Below are 352 nucleotides of genomic sequence, written 5' to 3' on the forward strand. Positions count from 1 at the left end.
CTACCAGGTCTTCCGGCCCGATCTCGAAGGCGACGTCAGCAAGGACGACTTCCGGCCGGCCTCGGAGTTCTACCATGCCCTTCCCACCGCCTGGCTGGAGCCGGAGGACGTCGCCGAACTCGTCCTCTTCCTGGCGTCAGACGCGTCAAAGCACATGACCGGCACCAGCATCCCGATCGACGCCGGCTGCATGATCAAGTGGCCCAACGGCCCCGGGCAGTAACCCGACTCTTTCGCGAAACCCCCTCTGCGGCAGTGGGGACAGCTCACCCTTGCCTCCCGGGGTGAGCATCGGTATGTTTTTTGTTTAGGCACTCGACTAACCCTGAGGGAGATCATGATGACGGTCGTC

The 352-nt window shown here is 62.8% G+C and carries 1 protein-coding gene; it reads left to right on the plus strand.

Annotated elements, in window-relative coordinates; genetic code table 11:
* Positions 1–223, plus strand: a 223-nt coding sequence (locus tag H7I41_RS20390; protein ID WP_264014436.1) for an SDR family oxidoreductase, incomplete at its 5' end; no start/stop codon positions are given.
* Between the last annotated feature and the right edge of the window lie 129 nt (positions 224–352).

It is taken from the genome of [Mycobacterium] manitobense (assembly GCF_025821665.1).
GTDB classification, from domain to species: Bacteria; Actinomycetota; Actinomycetes; order Mycobacteriales; family Mycobacteriaceae; genus Mycobacterium; species Mycobacterium arseniciresistens.